Source organism: Variovorax sp. AC194, assembly GCF_979257995.1.
This window is the reverse complement of the sequence record NZ_OZ409823.1, coordinates 3,231,642-3,251,479: the sequence shown is the minus strand read 5'-3', so window position 1 is coordinate 3,251,479 and position 19,838 is coordinate 3,231,642. Positions and strand designations below refer to the sequence as shown.

Annotated in this window: 17 protein-coding genes, 1 tRNA gene and 1 pseudogene; 9 read left to right on the top strand and 10 right to left on the bottom strand. The window is 65.4% G+C overall.

Annotated elements, in window-relative coordinates; all coding sequences use genetic code 11:
• The first annotated feature begins 7 nt into the window (after positions 1–7).
• The 4 genes from ACZYRS_RS15590 to ACZYRS_RS15575 all read left to right on the top strand — a co-directional run bounded on the left by ACZYRS_RS15590 (position 8) and on the right by ACZYRS_RS15575 (position 3,069).
• Positions 8–1,429, top strand: a complete 1,422-nt coding sequence (locus tag ACZYRS_RS15590) for a sensor histidine kinase (RefSeq protein ID WP_463419973.1) — start codon at positions 8–10, stop codon at positions 1,427–1,429.
• A 15-nt stretch (positions 1,430–1,444) separates the two neighbouring features.
• Positions 1,445–1,879 (top strand): RNA-binding S4 domain-containing protein, encoded by a 435-nt coding sequence (locus ACZYRS_RS15585; protein WP_013541870.1) that lies wholly within the window; start codon positions 1,445–1,447, stop codon positions 1,877–1,879.
• Positions 1,880–1,929: 50 nt separating this feature from the next.
• On the top strand, positions 1,930–2,736 hold the full coding sequence (locus ACZYRS_RS15580; protein WP_463419972.1) for a PPK2 family polyphosphate kinase: 807 nt from the start codon (positions 1,930–1,932) through the stop codon (positions 2,734–2,736).
• 147 nt (positions 2,737–2,883) lie between these two features.
• Positions 2,884–3,069: a hypothetical protein gene (locus ACZYRS_RS15575; protein WP_198787441.1), complete on the top strand. Its 186-nt coding sequence runs from the start codon at positions 2,884–2,886 to the stop codon at positions 3,067–3,069.
• Positions 3,070–3,122: 53 nt separating this feature from the next.
• Here the strand turns inward: ACZYRS_RS15575 and ACZYRS_RS15570 are convergent, their stop codons facing one another.
• The gene (locus tag ACZYRS_RS15570; protein WP_198787440.1) at positions 3,123–3,794 is read right to left on the bottom strand and encodes a hypothetical protein; all 672 of its coding nucleotides are present in this window, start codon (positions 3,792–3,794) and stop codon (positions 3,123–3,125) included.
• 111 nt (positions 3,795–3,905) lie between these two features.
• Between ACZYRS_RS15570 and ACZYRS_RS15565 the strand changes: the two genes are divergently transcribed.
• Positions 3,906–4,307, top strand: a complete 402-nt coding sequence (locus ACZYRS_RS15565) for a c-type cytochrome (RefSeq protein ID WP_463419971.1) — start codon at positions 3,906–3,908, stop codon at positions 4,305–4,307.
• A 3-nt stretch (positions 4,308–4,310) separates the two neighbouring features.
• Here ACZYRS_RS15565 and ACZYRS_RS15560 read toward each other — a convergent pair whose 3' ends face one another.
• The 3 genes from ACZYRS_RS15560 to ACZYRS_RS15550 all read right to left on the bottom strand — a co-directional run bounded on the left by ACZYRS_RS15560 (position 4,311) and on the right by ACZYRS_RS15550 (position 9,051).
• Positions 4,311–6,260, bottom strand: a complete 1,950-nt coding sequence (locus tag ACZYRS_RS15560) for a sensor histidine kinase (RefSeq protein WP_463419970.1) — start codon at positions 6,258–6,260, stop codon at positions 4,311–4,313.
• Between the two features lie 129 nt (positions 6,261–6,389).
• The gene (locus ACZYRS_RS15555) at positions 6,390–6,848 is read right to left on the bottom strand and encodes a (2Fe-2S)-binding protein (RefSeq protein WP_013541876.1); all 459 of its coding nucleotides are present in this window, start codon (positions 6,846–6,848) and stop codon (positions 6,390–6,392) included.
• A gap of 10 nt (positions 6,849–6,858) precedes the next feature.
• On the bottom strand, positions 6,859–9,051 hold the full coding sequence (locus ACZYRS_RS15550; protein WP_463419969.1) for a xanthine dehydrogenase family protein molybdopterin-binding subunit: 2,193 nt from the start codon (positions 9,049–9,051) through the stop codon (positions 6,859–6,861).
• A 180-nt stretch (positions 9,052–9,231) separates the two neighbouring features.
• Here ACZYRS_RS15550 and ACZYRS_RS15545 point away from each other — a divergent pair, with 180 nt between their 5' ends.
• The 3 genes and pseudogenes from ACZYRS_RS15545 to ACZYRS_RS15535 all read left to right on the top strand — a co-directional run.
• A complete protein-coding gene (locus tag ACZYRS_RS15545) occupies positions 9,232–9,933 on the top strand; it encodes a Crp/Fnr family transcriptional regulator (protein WP_463419968.1) in 702 nt (233 codons plus the stop codon).
• A gap of 522 nt (positions 9,934–10,455) precedes the next feature.
• Positions 10,456–12,768 (top strand): hypothetical protein, encoded by a 2,313-nt coding sequence (locus ACZYRS_RS15540; protein WP_463419967.1) that lies wholly within the window; start codon positions 10,456–10,458, stop codon positions 12,766–12,768.
• Positions 12,769–12,966: 198 nt separating this feature from the next.
• A pseudogene (locus ACZYRS_RS15535) lies at positions 12,967–13,224 on the top strand (helix-turn-helix domain-containing protein); the annotation flags it as partial.
• A gap of 262 nt (positions 13,225–13,486) precedes the next feature.
• Here ACZYRS_RS15535 and ACZYRS_RS15530 read toward each other — a convergent pair.
• The 6 genes from ACZYRS_RS15530 to cysS all read right to left on the bottom strand — a co-directional run bounded on the left by ACZYRS_RS15530 (position 13,487) and on the right by cysS (position 18,966).
• Positions 13,487–13,579 (bottom strand) — tRNA-Ser (locus ACZYRS_RS15530).
• A 26-nt stretch (positions 13,580–13,605) separates the two neighbouring features.
• Positions 13,606–14,874, bottom strand: coding sequence for an aspartate kinase (locus ACZYRS_RS15525; protein ID WP_463419966.1), 1,269 nt, complete (start codon positions 14,872–14,874; stop codon positions 13,606–13,608).
• Positions 14,875–14,935: 61 nt separating this feature from the next.
• The gene (tilS, locus tag ACZYRS_RS15520; protein WP_463419965.1) at positions 14,936–15,895 is read right to left on the bottom strand and encodes a tRNA lysidine(34) synthetase TilS; all 960 of its coding nucleotides are present in this window, start codon (positions 15,893–15,895) and stop codon (positions 14,936–14,938) included.
• A gap of 20 nt (positions 15,896–15,915) precedes the next feature.
• Complete coding sequence (locus tag ACZYRS_RS15515) at positions 15,916–16,896, bottom strand: acetyl-CoA carboxylase carboxyltransferase subunit alpha (RefSeq protein WP_013541914.1); 981 nt, start codon at positions 16,894–16,896, stop codon at positions 15,916–15,918.
• Positions 16,897–16,915: 19 nt separating this feature from the next.
• Positions 16,916–17,566 (bottom strand): DNA-3-methyladenine glycosylase family protein, encoded by a 651-nt coding sequence (locus tag ACZYRS_RS15510; RefSeq protein WP_198787433.1) that lies wholly within the window; start codon positions 17,564–17,566, stop codon positions 16,916–16,918.
• Positions 17,567–17,583: 17 nt separating this feature from the next.
• Positions 17,584–18,966: a cysteine--tRNA ligase gene (gene cysS / locus ACZYRS_RS15505; RefSeq protein WP_463419964.1), complete on the bottom strand. Its 1,383-nt coding sequence runs from the start codon at positions 18,964–18,966 to the stop codon at positions 17,584–17,586.
• Positions 18,967–19,189: 223 nt separating this feature from the next.
• Between cysS and ACZYRS_RS15500 the strand changes: the two genes are divergently transcribed.
• Positions 19,190–19,780, top strand: a complete 591-nt coding sequence (locus tag ACZYRS_RS15500) for a tetratricopeptide repeat protein (RefSeq protein WP_198787431.1) — start codon at positions 19,190–19,192, stop codon at positions 19,778–19,780.
• Positions 19,781–19,838 lie beyond the last annotated feature (58 nt).

The window sequence follows — 19,838 nt, the reverse complement described above, 5'->3', positions numbered from 1 at the left end:
AGGCCGCATGAGGCATGTCTCCTCCCTGCGCGCGCGGCTGCTGCTGGGCATCCTCGCGCCGGTGGCGGTGTTCATCGTGATCAACAGCGTGAGCCTGTACCGCCAGAGCCTTGCGGCCGCCACCACCGCCTACGACCGCACGCTGCTCGCCTCGGCCAAGACCATCGGCGAGCAACTCGACGTGGAAGGCTACGACGAGAAGGCGCAGTTGCGCGCGATCGTGCCCTACTCCGCGCTGGAGGCCTTCGAGGCCGACAACCGAAGCCGGCTCTTCTATCGCGTGTCCGCGCTCAACGGCGACCTGATCTCGGGCTTTGCCGAGCTGCCGTTCTGGCGCGGCCGCATTCCGGACCGCAGTGCCTACGCGGCGCTGGTCGATTTCTACGATGCGCAATTCCGCGAGCAACCCGTTCGCGTCGCGGTGCTGCTGCAGCCGGTGGCGAGCGCCCGCGGCCGCGGCATGGCGGTGGTGCAGGTGGCCGAGACGCTCGAACTGCGCGAGACGCTGGTGCGCAAGCTGCTCCTGGACACGCTGTGGCGCCAGCTCCTTTTGATGGGCGTGATCGCGGGCGTCACGGTGTTCGTGGTGCACCGCGCGACGCGCCCGGTGCGCGAGCTGGGCGAAGCCATCGGGAAGCGGCCGGCGGACGACCTCTCGCCGATCGACGCGCCCGATGCGCCCCGCGAGCTGCTGCCGCTGATCGACGCCACCACCGAGGTGATGGGCCGGCTGCAGCGGCTGCTCGATCACCAGAAGCGCTTCGTGCGCGACAGCGCCCACCAGCTGCGCACGCCGCTCGCGGTGCTCAAGGCGCAGGTGCAGTCGGCGCGCCGCGGCGACGTGGCGCCCGAGCAGGCCTTCGGCGAAATCAGCCAGACGGTCGAGCGCGCGACGATGCTGGCCAACCAGATGCTCTCGCTCGCCAAGGTGGAGCAACTGCGCCAGCAGCCCGAGTCGGTGACGCTGGATCTGGGCGACGTGGTGCGCAACATTGTGCTGGACCTGTCGCCGCTGGTGGCCGACAAGGCGCTGGATTTCGAACTGGCCATCGACGAACCGGTGGCCGTGCGCGCGCACCAGTGGATGCTGCAGGAGCTCACGCGCAACCTGCTGCACAACGCGATCAAGCAGAGCCCGCAGGGTGCGGCGTTGTCGGTGAGCGTGCGGGCCGCCGAGGGCCAGGCGGTGCTCACGGTGCGCGACGAAGGGCCCGGCATTTCGCCCGAGCTGCGGCTGCGCCTCTTCGCGCCCTTCTCCGCGGGCAGCACGTCGAGCGGCTCGGGGCTGGGGCTGGCGATCTGCCGCGAGATCGTGCTGGCGCTGGACGGGCGCATCGACCTGGAGAACCGCACCGCGCAGGACAACACCGCCAGGGTCATCGGGCTGGACGCCGTCGTGCATCTGCCGCTGTGGCGGCACAATTCCTGATCTATGGAATCCTCTCTGGAACGTCTGCGCATCGACAAATGGCTCTGGGCCGCACGCTTCTTCAAGACGCGTTCGCTGGCCGCGGAGGAAATCGGCAAGAACCGGGTGCAGGTGAACGGCGACGTCGCCAAGGCCTCGCGCGAAGTGAAGGCCGGCGACACGGTGACGATGCGCCTGGGCGTGCAGACGCGGACCGTGACGGTGCGCGGCATCAGCGGCCAGCGCGGGCCGGCGCCCGTTGCTCAATTGCTCTACGAAGAAACAGCCGAGAGCATCGCCGCGCAGGCCGCCTTGCGGGAGCAACGCCGCATGGGCAGCGAGCCGGCCCTGGCCATCGAGCAGGGGCGCCCGACCAAGCGCGACCGGCGCGATCTCGACGGCGCGGTGCGCCACGCCGAATGGGACAACCGCTGGAGCGCCTCGATCGATCCGGAAGATACCGAGCGCTGATCTCTGATCGCTTAGGCTGTCGGCTTTCCTTCTTCACGGAGTTCCGGTTCATGGCCAGCTTCAAGAAATACCGCGTCGGCAGCAAGTTCAAGCTCTCGCACATCGACCCCGGCGACACCGCCTTCTGCGAGGGCGACGAAGCGGCGCAGCGCGAAGAGGTCGATGCGATGGCCGTGGAGCTCGACGAGCTGCAGAACCTGCTGCACGCCGAAGGCCGCCGCAAGGTGCTGCTGGTGCTGCAGGGCATGGACACCAGCGGCAAGGACGGCACGGTGCGCTGGGTGTTCTCGCGCACCTCCCCGCTGGGCGTGCGCGTGGCGGCCTTCAAGGCGCCCACCGAAGAGGAACGGGCGCGCGACTACCTCTGGCGCTGCCACGCCGTCGTGCCGCGCACCGGCGAGATCGCGGTGTGGAACCGCAGCCACTACGAAGACGTGCTGGTGCCGGTGGTCGAAGGCTGGATCGACAAGGCCGAGACCAAGCGGCGCTATGCGCAGATCAACGACTTCGAGCGGCTGCTGGTGGAGACCGGCACGGTCGTCGTCAAGTGCATGCTGCACATCGACAAGGACGAGCAGCGCGAGCGCCTGCAGGCGCGCATCGACACGCCCGGCAAGCAATGGAAGTTCAGCATGGGCGACCTGGAAGTGCGCACCAAGTGGAGCGCCTACCAGCGCGCCTACGAGAACGCCCTGGCGGCCACCTCGACCGAGCATGCGCCCTGGTACGTGATACCGGCCAACAGCAAGCGGCACCGCAACCTGATGATTGCGCAGCTCTTGATGAAGACGCTGCGGCAGATGAAGTTCAAGGCCCCGCCGCCGGACCCGGCGCTCAAGGGAATGATCGTCAAGTAGGACGATGCCGTTGGTTGCAGCGGCGTCGTGCCGCTGCAACGTCCTGTTTGTAAAGTGTCCGGAGGCCTACGAAGCCGTGCACCGCCGCAAACTAAGGTTCATGCCGTACCTGCTTGAGGTGCATTCATCAACCCGAAGGACTCCAACATGAAAAAGATACTCTTCGTTCTCGCCGCCTGCGTGCTCTCGAGTGCAGCCATGGCCCAGCCCATGCGTCATGGCCCCGGCTACGACCGGCCGCACGCGGCGCCGCATCACCGCAAGCACAAGGTGTGGGTGCCGGCGCACCGTGAGCATGGCCGCCGGGTGCCGGGGCACTACGTCTGGCGCTGAGCCAGAAAGAGAAAGGCCGGCATGACGCCGGCCGTTAGCTGGGTTGAAAAGACTCAGGAGCGGCGCACCGGCGCCTGCGCCAGCACGCGGCACTTGCCGAATTCGCAGCGCACCGCCCAGGTGCCGCCGTTTTCGCAAGGCACGTTGTACGACTCGAAGCCCGGGCCCTTGGCCGTGAGTTCGGCGCGCGGCTGCACGTTGCAACGACCGGCCTTGGCCAGCGATTCGACGTTGTAGGTGTCGATGCCCGTGCGGCGCGGCTTGGCGGCGACGACCGGATCGAAGGTGTGACCGTAGAAGGTGTCGCGCACGTCCGGATCGAGGTTGCGATAGCCGCGCTTGGCCATGCAGTGGACGATGGCGATCTCTTGGTGCTCGGCCATGAGTTCCGAGGTCGGGCGACCGTTCCAGTCGATGACCGCTGCACTGATGCCGGTGTACGACGCGGCGGCCACGATGCCCTGGCCGTGCACGGTAATCAATCCGAGACCGAGCGCCAGCCACATGGCGTCACCGGTTTCGCTGCGCGCCGTGATGCGGGTGGCGGCGGTGCGGCAGGCCTGCACGTCGCTGTCGTAGCGCACCTTGTCCACGCCTTCCATGGCGACCAGGGGCACGTAGGTGAGTCCGGAGCCCGTGCCGGGTTCGGTCGGCACCAGCGGCGCCCTGGCGGTACAGCCCATCAGGGCGACAGCGGCGAACGCAATGCTCAGCAACAGCTTCATGGGATTCCCTCGTCCTCTTTCGCGATAGTTCCGCGGATTTAACCATACATATAGTTACTCTTGAATCGACTTGTCGCGAATGAACGACGACCGATGCAAGGGCATGCGACCATGCGTTTCTCCGCCCTCTACGGGCTGCAAACCAAAGTCCCCGTGAAGTTTTCGATTCCTGCCGTGTGCTCGCTCCTGTCGATCTGTTGCGGCGCGTCGACATCCCTCGCCCAGACCGCACCACCCGCACCTCCCGCGGCCGTGATGGACCTGCTGCGGAAAAACGGCTGCATCGCCTGCCATGGCCTCGTCCACAAGCAGGTCGGCCCGGGTTTCGCGCAGATCGCGGACCGCTATCGCACCGATCCGGAAGCGCCGCCGCGCCTGGCCGAGAAGATCCGCAACGGCAGCGTCGGCATGTGGGGCCGGGTCATCATGCCGCGGCAGAGCCTGGTCACGGAGGCCGACGCGCGGGTGCTGGCGAGCTGGGTGCTGTCCCAGCCGTCGCCGGCCACGAAGTAAGGCTCAGGACGCCCGCGCAGCCTTCTCGGTATCAGCCTTGCGCTGGAGCGGCAGCCAGAGCGTGAAGCGCGTGCCGCCACTGCCGGATTCCCAGCTCGCGGTGCCGCCGATCGCCGTGGCACGCTGCTGCTGGTTGCGCAGCCCCCGGCCGCTTCGCTGCAGGGCCTTTTCCACGTCGAAGCCCGCGCCGTTGTCCTCGATCACGACGCTGACGCCCTCGCCCACTGTCGCGGTGCTGAACGAGATGGTGGTGGCCCGCGTGTGGCGCAGCACGTTGGCAATGCACTCCTGCATGATCCGCAGGATGTGCAGCGCGCTGCCCGCATCCAGCCAGGGCAGCTCGGGCACGGGCTGCACTTCCCAGCGCAGCGCGACGCCGGCGCTCTCGATGCGCGGCGCCAGGCGAAAGCGCAGGGTCGCGAGCAGCAGCAGCAGGTCGGCGTCCACGCTTTCCATGGAGTCGATCGCCAGCTTCAGGTCGTCCATGCAGCCCTTGAGCACGTCGGAGATTTCGGCGTCGCTCATGGCGCCCCGCTCCACCGAGCGGATCGCGCTGATGAGCGAGGAGCCCAGGCCGTCGTGCATGTCCTGCATCAGGCGCCGGCGCTCGGCGTTGAGCATCTGCTGGTTCTCGATCACGCGCAGCCGCTGGTAGCTTTGCTCGAGCTCTTCTTCGCGCGCCTGCAGGCGCTGCGCCAGCCCCTTGTTCAACCGCGCCACCTCGGCGAACGCGCCGGTGTAGCGCTCGAACATGATGTACGAGAAGACGAAGAACAGGCTGATGATCGCGTAGGGCGAGGTGTAGACGCTCTCCGGGCTCACCAGGTTGTTCTGCAACAGCCCGTCGTAGGACGTGAACGTGACGGCAAAGACCGTCCAGCCCGCCACCAGCCGCCCCTCGGGCAACTTCGCGCGCAATGCCTTGCGCAGATTCACCGCGAAGATCAGCACCGCGACGGGCAGCACCGCCAGGTTGAGCAGCGGCGTGATGAGGTAGAGGCTTGCGATCGAGGGCGACAGGTGCGGCAGCGTGGCGATGCTGCAGCCCGTGGCCAGCGCCACCGACGAGCGCGTCAGCCACGGCGAGGGCTGCTGGTGCAGGCGCTCCAGGAACAGGTGGATGGCGACGATCAGCCAGATCAGCGAGGCCACGGTCATCCATTCGAACAGCTCGTCCGAAATCGGGAGGTAGCTGCCGCCCGCGTAGTAATGCACCGTCCGCAGGAACGCGAGCGCCGAGATCGCGAAGAACAGCAGGTAGAGCGGTTCGCGCCGCTTGCCCAGCCACACCGCGAAGGCGAAGGCACCCACCGCCAGGAACGCCGCGCTGCCCATGAACGGCAGCTGCACCTGCAGCAACTGGCGCGCCTGGTAGCGCCAGATCAGCGAGTCCTGGTCGCCGACCCACACCGTCGAGAAACCGCTGCCGCTGCTGCGCAGGCGATCGACGCGGATCAGCACCGTGACAGGGGACGGCGTACCGGCCGCCGCGTTCAACGACAGCAGCAGCGGATGGTTGTAGCCGTTGTGGATGGGACTGCCGTGCGATTGATAGAGCAGCACCCCGTCGCCGTACACCGCGATGTGGCCCAGGGTCTTCCAGCGCGGGAGATAAAGAAGGCGCTGCTGCGCCGAGGGCGCGAGCCCGGTCAGGTCGATGCGGTACCAGTCGGTGAGGGTTCGCACGCCGCCCTCCGGCGTGGGGACCAGTTCACGCCCGGCCGTGTGCGGCAGGCTGATCTCTTGCCATCCGTCGTCGGGCAGGCGTGCATCCTCGGCGTGCAGCGGCGGCGCGGTGTAGCCGGTGCCGGGCACGATGAGCAGTTCGGCGCGGGTGATGTGGACGGCGCCATCGGGCTGTGGTGCCTCCGCCGCCAGTGGTTCGACGGCGCGCGCCAAAGGCGAGGCGACGAGCGGCAGCACGATGCACAGGTTCGCAATCCATCGGCCCATCCGCCGCCAGCCTTGGCTGACGGGTCGGCGGCCAAGGGCAACGGGAGACGTGTGCATTAGTTAACAATTATGTCTCCGCACCGCCTCAACGTGTATCGCATGGCCGCTCTGCCGGCGAACGCCTCTTCGCTACCCCATCATCGCGGCCGCCGCCTTGATGGCTTCGCGGATGCGTCCGTAGGTGCCGCACCGGCACACGTTCTCGATGGCATCGATGTCGGCATCGGTCGGATTGCGGGTGCGCCGCAGCAGGTCGACCGCCGCCATGATCTGCCCCGGCTGGCAGAAGCCGCACTGCGGCACGTCCAGGTTCATCCAGGCCTGCTGCACCGGATGCAGCACGTTGCCGTTGGCCAACCCCTCGATGGTCGTCACCTGCCGTCCGCGCACGTCGGCCACCCGCGTGGAGCAGGTGGTGACCGCCTTGCCGTCCACGTGGCAGGTGCAGGCCTTGCACACGTTGATGCCGCAGCCGTACTTCGGGCCGGTGATGCCGAGCTTGTCGCGCAGCACCCAGAGCAGCGCCATGTCGTCGGGCGCCTCGACATCGACATTGCTGCCGTTCACCTTGAAAGATTGCACGGGCATGGCGGGCTCCTCAGGCGGGGACCGGCACGACGACCGGCGTGGGCAGCTTGCCCGGGGGGATGGGGGTGAAATCGACCGGGAAGTTCAGCGGAAAACTGCGTGGCTTTCGCCCGGTGGCGCGCGCGTAGGCGTTGGCGATGGCGCCCGAGCTGGCCGACAGGCCCACCTCGCCCAGCCCGCCGATCGCCTCGCCGGTGCTGGCCGGCATGATGATGACCTTCACGTCCTTCGGGTAGTTCTTCATGCGCGCGAAGTGGTACTGCGAATAGCTGCCCTCCAGCGGCAGGCCGTTCTGGATGTGCAGCCCCGCCGTGAGCACGATGGAGATCGATTCGCACAGGCCGCCCTGCATCTGCGCCTCGATGCCCGAGGGGTTGATCGGCGTGCCCACGTCGATGGCGATGGTCGCGCGGATGACCTTGACGTCGGTCGGCACCCGCGCATCGATCTCGACGATGCAGGCCGTGAACGACTTGGACTCCTGGTGCACCCCCACGCCCTGCGCGAAGCCTGCCGGCATGGCCTTGCCCCACTGCGCCGCGGCAGCGGCCGCCTGCAGCACCTTGCGTGCGCGGGGCAGCCGCAGGTATTCGAGGCGGAACGCGATCGGGTCCTTGCGCAGCGCCCGCGCCATGTCGTCGACCAAAATTTCTTCCACCAGGCGCGAAGGCTGGATGTGCACCGAGCGGTACGAACAGGTGTTCATGTCCATCGCCACCGGCGTCAGCAGCTTGGTGGTCACGCCGAAGTTGTACGGCGAGGTGACCATCGTCTTGAACATGACCTGCTCGATGGCGAAGTTGCCCACCGTCTGCGGAAAGCCGTTGGGCAGCGCGATGGCCGCCGCGCCCAGCATCTCGCCGAAGCCGTGCCGCGTGTCCAGCCGCACGCCGGCAATCCGCTGCTCGAACGCGATGACCTGGCCCAGCAGCATGGTGGCGCGCGCCCGGTGGAACATGGGCGGGCGCACGCGGCCGTGGCGCATGTCGTCGGTGCGGTGGTACATCAGCCGGCAGGGCCGGCCCAGCGCCTTGGAGGCCTGTACCGCCTGCAGCGTCGCGTCCCAGAAGAGCCGCCGCCCGAAGGAGCCGCCCGAGGGCACCGCGTGCACCTTCACCTTGTCCAGCGGCAGGCCCAGCTCGATGGCGATGGCCTGCTGCGTGACGATCGGGCTCTGCAGGCCGGACCAGATCTCGGCCCGGTCGGCGCGCACATCGGCGATGGCGCATTCGGTTTCCATCGGGCAGTGCGAGACGGCCGCGAATTCGAATTCGCCCTCGACCGTGAGCGCCCCCAGCGGCGGCAGCAGGAACGGCAGCAGCGCGCTCTTGAGCTTCTGCTGGATGCTGGCGTTGGACTCACCCGCGACGGGCCCAGCGGTCCAGGTGACGTCCAGCGCATTCACCGCGGCCCAGGCCTGCCCGAAGGTCTCGGCCATCACCGCCACGCCGGGCGGCGTAGGCACGATGCCGTTGGTCGCGGGAATCGGCGCGATGCCCAGCACGCCCGGCATCGCCGTCACCGTGTTCAGGTTGTTGATGCGCACGAACTTGCCGTTGATGGTCGGCGGGCGGCACACCATGGTCGGCATCGCGTCGGGCACGGCTTGGTCCATCGAGAACTTCTTGCGCCCGGTCACGATGTCCAGCGCGTCCAGACGCGTGGTGCGCTGGCCGACCACCGCGTTCGCGCTGCCCGAGAGCAATCCACCCAGACCGCCCAGCAGCGGCATGCCTGCATGCAGCGACCGCACGCTCGACGAGCCGCCGGTGAGCTGGTTGAAGACGAGCTCGGGGCTGGCATCGGCCGAGCCCACCTCGATCGCGCTCAGCGGCAGGCGCAGCTTGTCGGCCAGCATCATCGCGGCGGCCGTGGCGATGCCCTGGCCCGACTCCAGGCGCGGGAGCTCCAGCCGCACGCGGCCGTTGGCCACGTTGGTAACCTTGACCAGCGGCATCGTCGGCAACGCGGTGAGCGTCACCGCATCGCCGATGTCGATCAGGTCGGTCGTGTCGGGGGGCGTCATCGGCAGGATCGCGGCCTCGGCCGACGAGGGGGCGGCCAGCCCGCCAAGTCCGACGGCGGCGGCTGAAACCAACGGCGCGGACGCCGCGTATCCCAGGAGGTCGCGCCGGCGCATGCCGGGTGGTTCGTCTTGGCGCGGCACATGCGTGGGGACCGTGCCGGATTCGGGATGTTCCATCCTTGTCTCCTGTCTTCTGGTTGTGGCGAACAGGAGTCAATATGTCATGATCGTTTCGCCGAAGATGTCGTTTCAAAGACATTCCTTACGCGGCTCCGCAGGCCTTTCCATGCAGGCCCGCGGAGATGGAGGAGTGAGCAAGCCAGCCAGCTGAAAAGCAAGCGAGCGAGGGAAGCACGTATGTCGTCGAACGCCATGGAAACCATGCTCCGCGAGAGCCTGTGGGCACAGACCCTTTCGCCCGGGGAGCTCGACCGCGTGGTGCGCGAGTCGCACGAGCGCGAGGTGCCGGCCGGCGGGTTCGTGCTGCGCCGCGGCGAATCGGCCGACCTGTGGCTCGGTGTGATCGAAGGTCTGGTGAAGATGTCGGTGTCGCTGGCCGATGGCCGCATCTCCACCTTCACCGGCGTGACCACCGGCGGCTGGGCCGGCGAAGGCTCGCTGCTCAAGCCCGGCCCGTGGCGCTACGACGGCGTGGCCATGCGGCCCACGCGCATGGCCTGCGTGCCGCGCCACACCTTCGAGCGCCTGGTGTCCACGAACCTGGACTTCAACCGCTTTCTTCTGCTGCACATCAACGCGCGGCTGAGCCTGTTCATCGGGCTCATGGAATTCGATCGGCTGCTCGGGCCCGATGCGCGCGTGGCGCGTTGCCTGGCGAGCCTGTTCGATCCCCTCCTCTATCCGAAGACGAGCAGCTTCGTGCGGCTGAGCCAGGACGAGATCGGCCTTTTGTCCGCCGTCTCGCGCCAGCGCGCCAACCGGGCGCTGCACGAACTCGAGCGCGCGGGGCTGCTGCGGGTGGAGCACGGGGGCGTGGAAGTGCTCGATCTGGCGGGGCTGCGCAGCTATCTGGGGGAAGGGGCTGCGCTGGCGCAGTGAGTTGCCGAGTCCGGGAGGCGCTGGCAGCCACCAGCCCTCGACCATTGCACCACTGACACCCGCTGCTGTGACGTCCTGGCCACTGAAGTACAGCCCCTTGACCGGTGCGTGTGCGCCCATCCAGCGCTGGGCAAAACGCCGCGGCGTCTGTTCGAAGCCCATGAAATTGCCCCGGGTGCGATTCAGGAAATGATTGAAGCTCAGCGGCGTGGCCAGCTCGGTGGGCGCGACGCGCCCTTGGAGCTGCGGAAAGCGGCGAATGGCCTCGGCGAGCAGATGCTCGGTCAACTGCGCTTTCATGTCGTCGTACTCGGCGCCGCGGCGCTTTAGCTTGGCGGCACGGAGGGATTGAAAACTTTAGCGCTGGCGCGACCTTCGAGCCGCGATCAAATTTTTACCATCGGCCTACCCTGCATCTTGCGATTGGCCTTCACGCAAGGAGTGCCAAGGCTGACCGTGCAAAACGGCTGAGAGAATGCCGCCGCCAGCCGACCGGCTGTGACTGCAGAAAATTAGAAGCTGATGAATAAGAACAACGACACGACCCGAGTGATCGAAGCCCGAGCCGCGGCGGCAACACTCGCCATGTGGATTGCAGCCATCCTCACCGTCTTGGTGCTCGTTCCCTTCTCCGCGAGCTTTCCCGATGGCACCCTCGATTCATCGTGGATGCACGCGATAAATTTTGCGGTCGGGAAGGGCTTGCAGTTCGGGCTTGACATCAACTTCACCCTAGGACCATGGGCGGCCGTTTACACGAAGCAGTATTTCCCGTCGACAGATAACGCGATGCTGGCAGGGTCGCTCTTGATTGCGGTCTCGGTGTTTCTGTGCTTCCGAACCATCGCCGGCGCCGCGCGCAAATCATGGTTGCTCGCATTGCCGTTCTTGGTCAGTCAAACCACGATGGACCCGATCTTCGTAGGTCTGCCGCTGCTGGTTTTGTTCGCAAGCGTCAAGCCCGCATCGGAGCGAGTCCTGTATACGGCGTCGCTGCTGCTCGGCATGGCCGCAATGGCCTTGCTGCTGATCGCGAAGGGGAACACGATCCCCACTGTGTTGTTTTGCAGCGCAGCCACGGTGGCAGTGCTTTGCCGCAAATCCATGGCTCTGGCGGTGCTCAGCGCGGCAGTCTTCGTCTCGGCGTTGCTGATGGCGTGGGCCGCCTCCGGACAGGCAATAGCCAATCTACCCACCTATTTCATCGCGCAGGCGCCCATCATTTCCGGGTACACAGATGCCATGTCGATGCTCGGGCCCGTCAGCGACGTAGGCGTCTATGCGCTGTGCTCGCTACTGCTCTTGTGGTCGGTCTGGAAAGTGAAGACGCCGTATCCCTGGGTGACCTTGTTCGCAACAACGCTCTTTTTCTTCCTTTGTTTCAAGGCCGGCTTCGTGCGCCACGACGGCCACGCCATTTCCGCAGCGTTCGCCACTGTTTTTGTGGCGCTTCTCTGCCTGTTGTGGTCGCCGGGCCGCAGGACCGCCATTCTGCTCGGGACCGCAGTCCTTACCTGGGTCTTCATCGCGTCGAGCATTACTTCGGTGACACCAACTGCACTCGCGGGGAATTTCCCTTCAGCGGTTAAAAGCGGTGCCACGGGAATATGGAACCGCTTCAAGGGCCGGTACCTGCTCGATCACGCCTTGGAACTCGCATATTCGGGCATTCGAGCTGCGCACCCGCTGCCGGTTTTGAGCGGCACAACCGATCTCTATCCGACCGACCTTTCCGTCTTGCTTGCCAGTGGCAACACCTGGGCGCCGCGACCAGTTTTGCAAAGTTACTCCGCCTATACGGAAGGCCTTGCTCGCAGAAATGCAGATCACCTTCGCACCGCCGGCCCTGATCACGCTTTCTTTACTGTCGCTCCGATCGATCAACGCTATCCAAGCATCGATGACGGCGCCAGCTGGCCGATCCTGCTCAACCAATACCGTGTGAAACAGATCGCGGGCGCTTACGCTGTGCTTTCCCGAGACACATCAGCCTCGATGTTCGACTTGGGCCCTGCGGCTTCGACGCGCACGATGCGAATGGGCGAGTTGGTCGACGTGCCCACATTGGACGCGCCGATGTTCGTTCAGATCGATGTGCGACCGACGGCAATCGGCAAGATTGCGGCCATTGCGTTCAAGTCTCCGCAGTTGCATCTCGTCGCGGTCTACCCGGACGGAAAGTCGCAAACCTACCGCTACATCGCAGGCATGGGCCAATCCGGTTTCGTTCTTGCGCCGACGATTTCAAACGTCACAGACTTTGCCTTGCTCAAGTCGCCAAATTGGAAGGCCTATCTGGGCCATCGGATGCCCGTGAAATTCGGGATAACTGGCGACAGCGGAACCCGCTTCACATGGCAAAACTCGGTCGAGGTGAAGTTTTTTAGGCTGCCCGTGAGTGCCGACGGGTCCGTCGAAGAAATGTTGTTTCCCGCGCCACAGCGTATGGACTCCCTCGCGGGCCTGCATCGGGCGACCGATTGCAACATCGACAGCATCAACTCAGCGGAGCCCGGCAGACAGTCGTACACCGCTGCCGCCGCGCTCCTGCAAGTCACCGGTTGGGCGGTGGTGTCTGGTTCGAAGGGCATTGCGAACGACGCGGTCTCGCTGGCACTGGTGCGACCAGATGGAAGCGCGACGATCTATCCGGCCCACAAAGTCGAGCGCCCTGACGTTGCAGCTGAGTTCAAGCATCCAGCTTTGCAGTCGGCCGGCTACGCTGGAGTCGTGAACACGCGGCAGTCAGAGCTGCCTGCAGATCTTCGGATCATCCAGCGGCGCGGGGCCACCTCATTTCTCTGCGACCGAACAGTCAAGGTAATTCGCCCGTAGCTCGATCGCTCGCGCCTGTGAGGCCGCTATCCGATGCTCGTAAGAGGCCGCTACTTGCCCTCGAGGATCTCGTCGAACTGGTCAAGCGTGCGCTGTTGTTTACCGTCGAAAATTGACCCAGCTAACGCAGTAATTCCGTCTAAGACTGACCCACGTAAAACCCTACCCTGCTCATTATTAAAGCAGGGGATCCTAGGAGTGATAGACGTGGCGACATTGAGTGTCATCAGACGTTGGGCCCTGCGCGAGCAGATGTCCATCCGCGAGATAGCCAGGCCTACAGGCCTGTCTCGCAACACCGTAAAGAAGTACCTGCGAGCGGGCGAAGAAATGCCGCGCTACGCCAAGCGGGAGAGCTCAAGCAAGCTCGATCCCTATGCCGAGAAGCTCGCGACCTGGCTCGCGATCGAGGCAACCAAATCGCGCAAACAGCGGCGCAATCTGCGGCAGATCCACACACTCAACCTAAAAAGGAGAACACCAAGCACTACACCGTGAAGCCTTCAGGCTCACAAAGCGGGTGGGTCAGTATTCAATGGAAATCTAGGGTCAGAGATCGGCGGAATCCAACAGCGCGGGCACCCGCTGCCGGTAGCTCGAACTGGAAAGCGCTGGAAAGTGCCGAATCGCCGGAGAGACGCAGGCAAAGAAAAAGCCCCGTAAATCAGCGATCTACGGGGCTTATTCGGAAGGTTCTGGATTGCTCCAAAACCTCAACTGGCGGAACCGGAGGGATTCGAACCCTCGATGAGGCTCTACACCCCATACTCCCTTAGCAGGGGAGCACCTTCGGCCACTCGGTCACAGTTCCTGAAAGAAGCCGAGATTATGCCACTGTCAGACAGCCGGTTGATCCAGATCGAAGGCTTTATGCAGCGCGCGCACCGCCAATTCCATATATTTTTCGTCGATCACCACCGAGGTCTTGATCTCGCTGGTCGAAATCATCTGGATGTTGATGCCCTCTTCGCTCAGCACGCGGAACATCTTGCTCGCCACGCCCACGTGGCTGCGCATGCCGATGCCCACGATGCTGACCTTGCAGATCTTGGTGTCGCCCACGATCTCGGTCGCGCCCAGCGAGGGCATGACCTTCGACTGCAGCAGGTCGATGGTCTTGGCGTATTCGTTGCGGTGAACCGTGAAGCTGAAGTCGGTCTTGCCGTCCTTGCTCAGGTTCTGGATGATCACGTCCACCTCGATGTTGGCGTCCGCCACGGCGCCCAGGATGTGGTACGCGATGCCCGGCTTGTCGGGCACGCCCAGCACCGAGATCTTGGCTTCGTCGCGGTTGAATGCGATGCCGGATACGACGGCTTGTTCCATGTTTTCGTCTTCCTCGAAAGTGATCAGCGTGCCGGACTTGGCCTCTTCATTGATGTCGATGTCCCATGCGGTGAAGCTCGAGAGCACACGCAGCGGCACCTTGTACTTGCCGGCGAATTCCACCGAGCGGATCTGCAGCACCTTGGAGCCGAGGCTCGCCATCTCGAGCATTTCCTCGAAGCTCACGGTGGTCAGGCGCCGCGCATCGGGCTCCACGCGCGGGTCGGTCGTGTAGACGCCGTCCACGTCGGTGTAGATCAGGCACTCGTGCGCCTTCATCGCAGCCGCGATGGCCACGGCCGAGGTGTCGCTGCCGCCGCGGCCCAGCGTGGTGATGTTGCCCGCGTCGTCCACGCCCTGGAAGCCGGTGATGACCACCACCTTGCCCGCGTTCAGGTCGGCCATGACGCGCGTGTCGTCGATGCTCTCGATGCGGGCCTTGGTGTACGAGTTGTCGGTGCGCACCGACACCTGCCAGCCCGCATAGCTCACCGACTCCATGCCCTCGGCCTGCAGCGCGATGGCCAGGAGCGCCGACGAAGCCTGTTCGCCGGTCGATGCCAGCATGTCGAGTTCGCGGTTGTGGGCGTCGCCCGGTTTGCTCGGTGCCAGTTCTTTGGCCAAGCCCAGCAGGCGATTGGTCTCGCCGCTCATGGCACTCGGAACCACGATCATCTGGTGGCCGGCGCGCGCCCACTTGGCGACGCGCTTGGCGACGTTTCGGATGCGCTCGGTCGAGCCCATCGACGTACCGCCGTATTTGTGAACGATCAATGCCATGGGTGAAATCAGAGAAAAGAAAAGGGCCGCTGTCTAGGCGGCGCCCTGCAAGCTGTCCGAGCTAAGTCTTCGGCGAGGGCGGGGCATTGTACCAATGCAGCCGGTCGCCCTTTCGCTCGGCAAAACCGCCGGCCACTTTGAGGTGGATGCGGTGGCCGCGCGTGGTGCAGGCGCGGACCTGGTCGAGCAGCTGGTCGAGCTGCGCGGCGCTGGGCGCGCAGCCGTGCGACTGCATCAGCCAATGGCGCAGCACGTTGGCCTGGCGGGCCTTCGAGAGCGCCTGCAGCGCCCTGATGACGGGCGGATCGCCCACGGTTTCGAGGTCTTGCGCGGCAAGTTCGAGCAGCAGTTGCTGCCCCTGCGCCGCATGGCAGATGCTGCGCGCGAACGTGGCGCGGAACTGCGGAAATGCCTGCGCCAGCGCGGGCAGCAGCACCGCGCGGATCCGGTTGCGGGTGTAGCGGGCGTCGCCATTGCTCGGGTCTTCAATCCACGGCAGGTCGCGCGATGCGAGCCAGGCGCGGATGTCTGCCGCAGGCACCGCGAGCAGAGGTCGATGGATGTTCAGGCCATGGCGCTCGGCATGCGCGGGCATGGCCGCCAACCCCGGAAGACCGGCGCCGCGCGACAGTGCCAGCAGGAGCGTTTCGACCTGGTCGTCGGCGTGATGCCCGAGCGCGATGGATTGGATCGCATCCGCGCGCGCCATGACCGCAAACGCTTCGTAGCGAGCACGCCGCGCCATGTCTTCAGGACTGTAGCCCGGTGCATGCCGCGCATCGACCCGGTGAACTGTGAGCGGCACGCCGAGCCGCTCGCACACTTCGCCGCAATGCCGCTCGAAATCGTCGGCCGCGGCCTGCAGCCCGTGATGCACATGAAAAGCGACGACCTGCCCCGGCCAGCGCGACGCGCAGGCGGCCAGCAAGGCGGTGGAGTCCGCGCCCCCACTGAAGCCCACCGCCAGCGGCCATTGCGCCGGCTCGAACGCGGCCATGGCGCGTTCGAAGGCTTCGCTCATAAGGGGCTTATCTAAGGGGCTTATCTGCCGGTGTCGGCCTTGGTGTCGTTGAAACGGCCGTAGCTCTGCAGGCGCTCGTAGCGGCGGTCCAGCAGTTCCTTAGGCTTCAGGTCGCTGACCTGGCGGAACGCGTCGTTGAGCGCGCGCTTCAAGAACGCGGCCATCTGCCGGTGGTCGCGGTGTGCGCCGCCGACCGGCTCGTTCACGATCTTGTCGACCAGGCCCAGCGCCTTCAGGCGATGCGCCGTGATGCCCAGTGCATCGGCCGCTTCCTGCGCCTTGTCGCTGGTCTTCCAGAGAATGGAGGCGCAGCCTTCGGGGCTGATCACCGAATAGATCGAGTACTGCAGCATCACGAGCTGGTCGCCGACCGAAATCGCCAGCGCGCCACCGGAGCCGCCCTCGCCGATGATCGTGACGATGATGGGCACCTCCAGCTGCGCCATCTCGAAGATGTTGCGGCCGATGGCTTCGGACTGGCCGCGTTCCTCGGCATCGATGCCGGGGTACGCGCCGGGCGTGTCCACGAAGGTGAACACGGGCAGCTTGAATTTCTCGGCCGTCTTCATGAGGCGCAGGGCCTTGCGGTAGCCCTCGGGCTTGCTCATGCCGAAGTTGCGCGCGGTGCGCTCCTTCGTGTCGCGGCCCTTCTGGTGGCCCAGCACCATGCAGGGCACGCCGTTGAAGCGCGCCAGGCCGCCCACGATCGACAGGTCGTCCGAGAAATGCCGGTCGCCGTGCAGTTCGACGAAGTCGGTGAAGATTTCGTTGACGTAGTCCAGCGTGTAGGGGCGCTCGGGATGCCGTGCGATCTTGGTGATCTGCCAGGGCGTCAGGTCGCTGTAGATGTCCTTGGTGAGCTGCTGGCTTTTCTTGCCGAGCTGATCGATTTCTTCCGAAATGTCGACCGCCGATTCGGTCTGTACATAGCGCAGTTCTTCAATCTTTGTCTCGAGTTCCGCAATGGGCTGCTCGAAATCGAGGAAGGTTCGTTTCGCCAACGTCTTCTCCTGTTTTATTTCAATACGCGACCGGCACGGGGTCCAGCGATCGCCAAATATACCAAGTCGCCACGCTGCAATACGGCGCCCAGGCCACGGCGACGTCGCGGGCATCGCTGCGGCTGACCGGGTCGCCCGAAAAGTAGTTGACGCTGATGCCGTTGAGCAGTCCCACGTCGTCCACAGGCAGCACGTTCGGGCGCATGAGGTGGAAGATGAGGAACATCTCGGCCGTCCAGCGGCCGATGCCGCGGATGGCCACGAGCTCCTCGATGATGAGCTCGTCGGCCATGTCCTTCCACGAATCGACGTGCACCACGCCCGAGTCGAAGTGAAGGGCCAGGTCGACCAGGTACTCGATCTTGCGCGCCGACAGGCCCGCCGCGCGCATGTCGTCGACCTTGAGCTTGAGCACGTTGGCCGGCGTCAGCTTGCGCGGCAGCAAGGCGAACTTGTCCCAGACGGTTTGCGCGGCCTTCACCGAGATCTGCTGGCCCACGACGCTGCGTGCCAGCGTGGTGAACGCATCGCCGCGCGATTCGAGACAGGCCTCGCCGAACTTCGGAATCAACCGCTTCATCACGCGGTCTTTCTTGGCCAGGTGCTTGCAGGCCTCTTCCCAATAGTCCGGCGTGTAGATCTGAACGGTCGGGTTTTTGGAAGCGGGCATGGGGTTGGTGGTTCCGTTCACTGCGCGGCGGCCCAGCTCGTGCCTGTGGGCGAATCCTTGAGCACGATGCCCTGCTCCAACAGTTCCTGGCGGATGCGATCGGCTTCGGCGAAATTCTTCGCCGCCTTGGCCGCGGCCCGCTGGGCGATCAGCACCTGGATTGCCGCGTCGTCGAGCGTGCTGCCCGTGCCTGCTTGCAGGAACGCCTTCGGGTCGCCCTGGAGCAGGCCCAGCGTGCCACCGAGCACCTTGAGCAGGCCGGCGGTTTCCGCGGACTGCGTGCGGTGAACGCCGGTGGCCAGCTCGAACAGGACCGCGATGGCGCCGGGCGTGCCGAAGTCTTCGTCCATCGCAGCCTTGAAGGCCGCTGCGTGCGGATTCGTCCAGTCCAGCGTGACCGGTGCGGGCGTTACCAGGTCGAGCGCCGTGTACAGGCGCTTGAGCGAGTTGCGGGCGTCGGTCAGGTGTGCATCGCTGTAGTTCAGCGCGCTGCGATAGTGGGTGCGCACGAGGAAGAAGCGCAGGCTCTCTGCGTCGTACTTCTGCAGCACCTCGCGGATGGTGAAGAAGTTGCCCAGGCTCTTGGACATCTTTTCGTTGTCCACGCGAACGAAGCCGTTGTGCACCCAGAAACGCGCGAGCGGCTTGCCATGGGCGCCTTCGCTTTGCGCAATTTCATTCTCGTGGTGCGGGAATTGAAGGTCCGCGCCGCCACCGTGAATGTCGAAGGTCTCGCCAAGGGTGGCGCAGCTCATTGCGGAGCACTCGATGTGCCAGCCCGGACGGCCGGTGCCGAAGGGGCTGTCCCACTTGGCATCGTCCGGCTCGGCGGGCTTGGCCGCCTTCCAGAGCACGAAGTCGAGCGGGTCCTGCTTGCCCTCGATCACCGCGACGCGTTCGCCGGCATGCAGTTCGTCCAGCGACTTGCCCGACAGCTTGCCGTAGCCCGGGAACTTGCGCACCGCATAGTTCACGTCGCCATCGGGCGATCGATAGGCCAGTCCCTTGCGCTCCAGTGTCTCGATGATGCCGAGCATCTGCGGCACGTACTCGGTGGCACGCGGCTCGACGGTGGGCGGCTCGATGCCGAGCGTGCCGATGTCTTCATGCATGGCCGCGATGACTTCGTCGGTCAGCGCGCGGATAGTGATGCCGCGCTGAACGGCGCGCACGATGATCTTGTCGTCGATGTCGGTGATGTTGCGCACGTAGGTCACGCCGTAGCCGCTCGCACGCAGCCAGCGCTGCACCACATCGAAGGCCATCATCATGCGGGCATGGCCGATGTGGCAGAAGTCATAGACCGTCATGCCGCAAACGTACATGCGCACCCTGCCAGGTTGCAATGGGGAGAATTCCTCCAATTCACGCGACAGCGTGTTGTAGATGCGCAGACTCATGAGACTCGGAAAGCGTCGCTTCGCGCACGTGCGGCACGGGCGAACGACGGTGTATTTCAGGGGTGACGGGGACAGTGGCGACGAGGGGTTGGACATGGCCCCTCGGCTACAATGCAACGCAGTATAAACGGCCGCCGCAGCCTGCTGCCGCGGACCTCTCGGGTGCTTTCCAGGCCCCTTCAGGCCCGTCCAGGCCCGCATCCCCCAATCCTGCCGAGGCTTCATGAAGCACCCCGTGTTCTCCAAACTCTCCTTCGCCTTCGCACTCCTGTTCAGCCTGTGGGGCACCGCCGCGCATGCCAACGACTACGACGACGTGAACCTCCTGCTGCGCCAGGGCAAGGCCACCGAAGCGCTCGCCAAGGCCGACACCTACATCGCCGGCAAGCCGCGCGATCCGCAGATGCGGTTCCTGCGCGGCGTGATCCTCACCGAGCAGAACAAGCAGGCCGAGGCCATCATCGCCTTCACCCAGCTCACGCAAGACTTCCCCGAGCTGCCCGAGCCCTACAACAACCTCGCGGCGCTGTATGCGTCGCAGAGCAAGTTCGACCAGGCCCGCGCCGCGCTCGAAACCGCCCTCAAGCTCAACCCGAACTACGCCACCGCGCACGAGAACCTCGGCGACGTCTATGCGCGCCTCGCGGCCCAGGAGTACGTGCGCGCCCAGCAGTTCGCCAGCACCAACGCCAGCGTCGCGCCCAAGCTCGTGCTGATCCGCCAGATCTTCTCCTCGAAGACCGAGGCCGAAGCCGCAGCACTGCCGGCGGCGCCCGTGGTCATTCGCAAGCCCGTCGGCCGTTCCAGCAAGTAAGCCTGGCCGCATCCGGCACGGCGCGGCAACGCATTCGTTGCACCGCCCGCGCCCTCCC

What these genes read in the sequence shown, in the direction of transcription:
- ACZYRS_RS15580 (WP_463419972.1), top strand. Translation starts at nt 1,930, where the DNA reads ATGGCCAGCTTCAAGAAATACCGCGTCGGCAGCAAGTTCAAGCTCTCG.
- ACZYRS_RS15555 (WP_013541876.1), bottom strand. Translation starts at nt 6,848, where the DNA reads ATGCCCGTGCAATCTTTCAAGGTGAACGGCAGCAATGTCGATGTCGAG.
- ACZYRS_RS15565 (WP_463419971.1), top strand. Translation starts at nt 3,906, where the DNA reads ATGCGTTTCTCCGCCCTCTACGGGCTGCAAACCAAAGTCCCCGTGAAG.
- tilS (WP_463419965.1), bottom strand. Translation starts at nt 15,895, where the DNA reads ATGAGCGAAGCCTTCGAACGCGCCATGGCCGCGTTCGAGCCGGCGCAA.
- ACZYRS_RS15500 (WP_198787431.1), top strand. Translation starts at nt 19,190, where the DNA reads ATGAAGCACCCCGTGTTCTCCAAACTCTCCTTCGCCTTCGCACTCCTG.
- ACZYRS_RS15545 (WP_463419968.1), top strand. Translation starts at nt 9,232, where the DNA reads ATGTCGTCGAACGCCATGGAAACCATGCTCCGCGAGAGCCTGTGGGCA.
- ACZYRS_RS15590 (WP_463419973.1), top strand. Translation starts at nt 8, where the DNA reads ATGAGGCATGTCTCCTCCCTGCGCGCGCGGCTGCTGCTGGGCATCCTC.
- ACZYRS_RS15570 (WP_198787440.1), bottom strand. Translation starts at nt 3,794, where the DNA reads ATGAAGCTGTTGCTGAGCATTGCGTTCGCCGCTGTCGCCCTGATGGGC.
- ACZYRS_RS15575 (WP_198787441.1), top strand. Translation starts at nt 2,884, where the DNA reads ATGAAAAAGATACTCTTCGTTCTCGCCGCCTGCGTGCTCTCGAGTGCA.
- cysS (WP_463419964.1), bottom strand. Translation starts at nt 18,966, where the DNA reads ATGAGTCTGCGCATCTACAACACGCTGTCGCGTGAATTGGAGGAATTC.
- ACZYRS_RS15540 (WP_463419967.1), top strand. Translation starts at nt 10,456, where the DNA reads ATGAATAAGAACAACGACACGACCCGAGTGATCGAAGCCCGAGCCGCG.
- ACZYRS_RS15525 (WP_463419966.1), bottom strand. Translation starts at nt 14,874, where the DNA reads ATGGCATTGATCGTTCACAAATACGGCGGTACGTCGATGGGCTCGACC.
- ACZYRS_RS15550 (WP_463419969.1), bottom strand. Translation starts at nt 9,051, where the DNA reads ATGGAACATCCCGAATCCGGCACGGTCCCCACGCATGTGCCGCGCCAA.
- ACZYRS_RS15560 (WP_463419970.1), bottom strand. Translation starts at nt 6,260, where the DNA reads ATGGGCCGATGGATTGCGAACCTGTGCATCGTGCTGCCGCTCGTCGCC.
- ACZYRS_RS15510 (WP_198787433.1), bottom strand. Translation starts at nt 17,566, where the DNA reads ATGCCCGCTTCCAAAAACCCGACCGTTCAGATCTACACGCCGGACTAT.